4 protein-coding genes and 3 pseudogenes are annotated in these 4,573 nt (G+C 59.8%); 4 read left to right on the top strand and 3 right to left on the bottom strand.

Features of this window, described 5'->3' with window-relative positions; translation table 11 throughout:
* Window positions 1-471 (bottom strand): helix-turn-helix domain-containing protein (locus EOA24_RS28235; protein ID WP_133374643.1); only part of this gene is annotated, 471 nt, incomplete at its 3' end.
* Window positions 368-1,240, bottom strand: a complete 873-nt coding sequence (locus tag EOA24_RS28230; RefSeq protein ID WP_189354277.1) for a site-specific integrase — start codon at window positions 1,238-1,240, stop codon at window positions 368-370. The genes EOA24_RS28230 and EOA24_RS28235, both read right to left, overlap by 104 nt.
* A gap of 134 nt (window positions 1,241-1,374) precedes the next feature.
* Between EOA24_RS28230 and EOA24_RS28225 the strand changes: the two are divergent.
* Both EOA24_RS28225 and EOA24_RS42510 read left to right on the top strand, forming a co-directional pair.
* Window positions 1,375-1,695, top strand: a pseudogene (locus EOA24_RS28225) (IS21 family transposase); the annotation flags it as partial.
* A gap of 1 nt (window position 1,696) precedes the next feature.
* A pseudogene (locus tag EOA24_RS42510) lies at window positions 1,697-1,860 on the top strand (ATP-binding protein); the annotation flags it as partial.
* A 34-nt stretch (window positions 1,861-1,894) separates the two neighbouring features.
* Here the strand turns inward: EOA24_RS42510 and EOA24_RS42505 are convergent.
* Window positions 1,895-2,347 (bottom strand): helix-turn-helix domain-containing protein, encoded by a 453-nt coding sequence (locus EOA24_RS42505; RefSeq protein ID WP_245501870.1) that lies wholly within the window; start codon window positions 2,345-2,347, stop codon window positions 1,895-1,897.
* Window positions 2,348-2,603: 256 nt separating this feature from the next.
* Between EOA24_RS42505 and EOA24_RS43370 the strand changes: the two are divergent.
* Together EOA24_RS43370 and EOA24_RS28210 are read left to right on the top strand one after the other, a co-directional pair.
* A pseudogene (locus EOA24_RS43370) lies at window positions 2,604-2,732 on the top strand (IS5/IS1182 family transposase); the annotation flags it as partial.
* A gap of 736 nt (window positions 2,733-3,468) precedes the next feature.
* Window positions 3,469-4,573: aspartate aminotransferase family protein (locus tag EOA24_RS28210; RefSeq protein WP_133374642.1), on the top strand; the 1,105-nt coding region annotated here is incomplete at its 3' end.

Here is a 4,573-nt window from a genome sequence, read left to right as displayed (position 1 = left end):
ATCCTGATGCATAGCAAAGCGCGCCCAGATGAGACGGCTATAGCCCAGCACCATAGAAAACAGCCAGACGATCCTGGGGGTTGCCGGCTCATCGGTGAAGACGACATGGAATTGGGCGAAATCCACCTGGGCCTGTTCGCCGGGAGCTGTTTCGAACCGAACTTCAAAGCCGGGTTCTGAGGTCGGACGAACGTCTCTGAGAAAGTCCGTGACGGTAGTGTAGCCACCGGCGTACCCACGATCCTTCAGTTCTCGCAGGAGCCGCCGACCGCTAAGGCCGGGATAGCCAGCAACCCGTTCACGCAGATAGGCGGTGAATGGATCTATCACTGTCGCCCGCGGCTTCCTTGGTCCGTAGGCAGGGGCCTCAAGGCCACGCTCGATGTATTTGCGGATTGTCTTTCGATCGACGCCGGTCTGCCTGGCTATCGCTGACACCGACAGGCCCTGCCGGTGCATGTCCAAGATCATGACTATCTCCCCGAGTTTGATCACCGCCATTCCCCTCTCGACCATCGAGAGCAGTATCGGTGATGACGTGCCGCCGGTCCTCCGGGGCGCGCCCCGGAAGACCGGCGGCAACGCTAAACTGGGGAAGATTCAAACGGCACTTATGGGGAGTATTGATCCGGTATCGACAGAGCCGCATGGCATCCACGGCACGCGACCCTAGAGGCACCATGCGTTCCTTGTCGCCCTTGCCGCGTATGTTGAACATTTTTCCGTTATTGGCGAGCACCGAGGCTGGCAGGCGGACCGCCTCGGTGATGCGCATGCCTGAGGAATACAGTGCTTCGAACAGCGCGGCGCGCCTCGCGTATGCCGCCCGCCTGTAAAGGCCGAGGCTGCGGTCGGCTGTGAGCGAGTGGGCGGTATCGAAGAAGCGTTCGGTCTCCTCGATCGAAAGCACGGACGGAACGTTCCTGGAGCGCCGCATGGGTTCGAGCAGCGCAGCCGGGTTTCCTTCGGCATGGCCTTCGGCGAAGAGCCAGGCGTGCAAGGTCCGAACGACGGCCCTGCGGTGGGCGACGGTCGCCTCGGCGTAACCCTTCGCGGAAAGATGGCCGAAATAGCCCACGAGGCCGGCGAACGTCACACCTGACAACCGCAGCCCGGCGGAAGAGAGCCAGCCAAGGTAGCAGTCGAGATCGTCCTGGTAGGTTTCGATCGTGCCGTCCGCCGCAGTCCCTACAGCCAGGGCTTCCAGCCACGCTTCCGTCAGCAACCTGTCGTTCGACATCGAAACCTCCGAGAGAAAGTTCGAATACGACGTTTCGGGTTCAGGATGCGTTAACGACTTGGCTGGCGGCCGACGAGCGCGCAGATCGCGAACGCGGACGCTCTCCGGCCACATTTAACACTCCACCCCTGACGCACCCCGGTTCTGTCGTCCTGCCGACCAACGAACGGCCGTTCAATCCGTCGCGGCAAACCGCCGTGCTGCTGGCGAACGCCGGTCGCATCGGTCCCCAAACCAGGGCCCTGTGCCAACACATGTTCGATGCCGAGGGACGCCCCGGACAGCGCGCAATGTGGGGCATTGTGGGGCGGAGCCGGAAATATCCGACACGGCTGGTCGAGCAAGCCTGTGCTCATGCCATCAGCAACGGCATCTACCGTTACAGGCACGTACGCGCGACTGTCGAGCGGCTGTTTGAGCACGCGCTGGAACAAGTCGAAGAAGCCCCACAGCCCCCGCCTTATCGAGCGGCGATGTCAGCAATCCGGGCTCGATGAAAAACTGACGCTCGCCGAGCTGGACTGTCCTTCAATCCCAAATTGCCGCGCCAAACCTGCTTCCAGCTTCAAACATTGGCGTTCATTGCCGCCGGCGAGAACGCGCTTCTCGTCGGCAAACCCGATCTCGATTCATAATGCTCATCTCGCTATCACCTTATAAAGCCAGGCTGTTTTGACGTGGATCCTCGGACGGCGGCCGTCGTGAACGTCGCGCGTCGGCGATGCGTTGCAGGTCTTCACGATCAAGGTCGCTGTTTTGGATCACCCATGGCGCGCCTTTGCAATACTGACGGGCCGCTAGAAGCTTCTCCTGGATCATTCGCCGGACCGTTGCTTCACTGACGTTGAGGATCTTGGCCGTCTCCTCGAGCGTTACCTCACCTCGTTCGGCACGCTCGCCCTCTCGGCACGGTGGAATGCGGCGGTGATTGCGCAGGAAGCACACGCGGGAACGGGTCCAACCATTGCCCTTGCCGGTCTTCTTGCCAGCCCGGTTGAGCACCGCCGCAATTGCTTGATCCGGCATTTGTCGAGCCAATACGGCCACGAGTTCGACCACGTCAGCGTCGGTTCCCCACCGATGCTGGCCGGCGCGGTTCTTGCGCACGCGTAAAGGCGTGTGATCGCCGCCTTGCCAACGAATGACGAGACCGAGAGCGTCTTCCTCGACGCGAACAACAATCTCGTCGATCGACGTGCGAATAATCCGCTTGCGGGTGGACGCAGCTATTGTCTCAAAGAGGCCGCTGAAGCCCTTGTGCGGGAAACGAAGTCACCCTAACAAACCCAGTTCCTGTCCTGCCTTGCAGGTGGGGGAGTTTGACTGACCCCAACCGGGGGAATTTGAAGTGACCCGCGGGGGCAATCGCTTTATCCGCTGGAGCCGGCTTGGTGTATTCGACCGTATCTTCGCAGCATTAGCCGCGGAGGGGCAAAAGCCCGAGCGCATTATGATCGACACCACACACCTGAAAGCACATCACACCAAGGCGTAGATCAAGTCGACCGGGGGGACCCCCTTTCACTAGATCGCCGCGCAATCCAGATCAGTCGTGCCTTTAGGCCGGGCCTCGTGAGCCCTGGGACATTGAACGTTTCATGGGCCCCGCAAAAGATGTTCCGGAGCTCTTTCATTTTGGGAAATCGCGCGGAGGGCGAAAGGCTTGCTGTCGGAGCGGAGGGCCTGCTCCTTCATCAGCGCCGATAGCAAGATGATCCGCTACAAGTCCCGTTGTTAACCCCCAGTCGCCATTCCTGATCAAACGCTAGGGCGCACCCACTGTCGTGTTTGTCGAATCCGCGACACTTTGTTTTCTGCCATGCCTGCTGCAGCACTCCGGGTCAAGTTATTGAACAAAACTCAGAAAAACATTTCTGAGGCTGCGTCGGTGCTGTTGGCATGACTCTTGAGAAGTCCTCTTCGCGAAATGCGACGCGAGGCGGCACTGATGTTTGCCTGAAGGACCCGGATGATCAGTGATAGCCAGAGATTCTCCAATTGCGGGCAGTGACACTCCAGAGACCGACGGAGTATTCGTGCAGCCGGTGTATCTGAACTCATCGCGAAGCGCATGCCAAGCCGGCAAGCTCTCCGGTTCGATCGCCAAGCTATTTTAAGGGTCAGCATGAGAGCGAGCACACGATAGCCATCGGCCCCATTCTACGCTCCACCAGCCGTGCCGGCATTCCCGCCGTCCTGCCAATCAATATTCAAATGAGGAAGCAACGATGATTGTCCAAAGTGCACCAGATCGCGAGGAAGAATTCGCGATCTTCAACCATCTCGAGTCTGAAGTGCGCAGCTACTCCCGTAGCTTTCCCGTGGTTTTCACGCGGGCACGAGGGGCTCAGCTGTTCGCGCGAGATGGGTCAGCCTATCTGGACTTTCTCATGGGCTGTTCAAGCCTAAACTATGGGCACAATCCTCCCGAGCTGAAGTCCGCGCTCGCAGACTACATTGCGAGTGACGGCATTACTCAAGGCCTCGATCTGTATAACGAAGCCAAGGAGTCTTTTCTGCAGGAGTTCCACGAGACGATCCTTAGGCCGCGACGACTAGACTACGTCGTACAGTTTCCCGGTCCGACCGGCGCCAACGCGGTCGAGGCTGCCCTCAAGTTAGCGCGCAAGATCACTGGACGCCCCAACATCATAGCTTTCACCAACGGCTTTCATGGCGTGAGCCTTGGCGCTCTCTCCTGCACCGGCAACAGATACCACCGCGCAGCTGCTGGCCAGTTGCTCGGCGGCGTCACACGGCTACCCTATGACGGCTACCTTGGGTCCAGTGTAGACACCGCCGAATACCTTGATCGCCTGCTCTCGGACCCCTCCAGCGGCGTGGACGCTCCGGCGGCGGTGATTGTCGAGACAGTTCAGGGCGAAGGCGGCCTCAATGTCGCCCGCATGGAGTGGCTGCGCAAGGTGGCGGCCATTGCGCGCAGACATGGAGCTCTACTGATCGTAGACGACATCCAGGTCGGCGTTGGCCGGACCGATGCGTTCTTCAGCTTCGAGGCGGCCGGTCTCCGCCCGGACATCGTCACAATGGCCAAATCGATATCGGGCTATGGCCTACCGATGGCCCTCGTCCTAATTGATCGACAACTCGACAAGTGGGAGCCGGGTGAGCACAATGGCACATTCCGCGGAAATTGCCACGCTTTTGTGACCGCCAGAGCAGCCCTGGAGCACTTCTGGCGAACGCATAGCTTTGCAGCGTCCGTCGAGGAGAAAGGCAATTTGCTGAAAACTCGCCTTGAGCAGATCGCGGAAAAGTACGATCCAGGGCGAGTGTCAGCCAAAGGTCGGGGCATGGTGCGGGGCATAGATC

It is taken from the genome of Mesorhizobium sp. M2A.F.Ca.ET.039.01.1.1 (assembly GCF_003998035.1).
Classification (GTDB): Bacteria; Pseudomonadota; Alphaproteobacteria; order Rhizobiales; family Rhizobiaceae; genus Mesorhizobium.
This window is presented reverse-complemented; position numbering and strand designations above follow the sequence as displayed.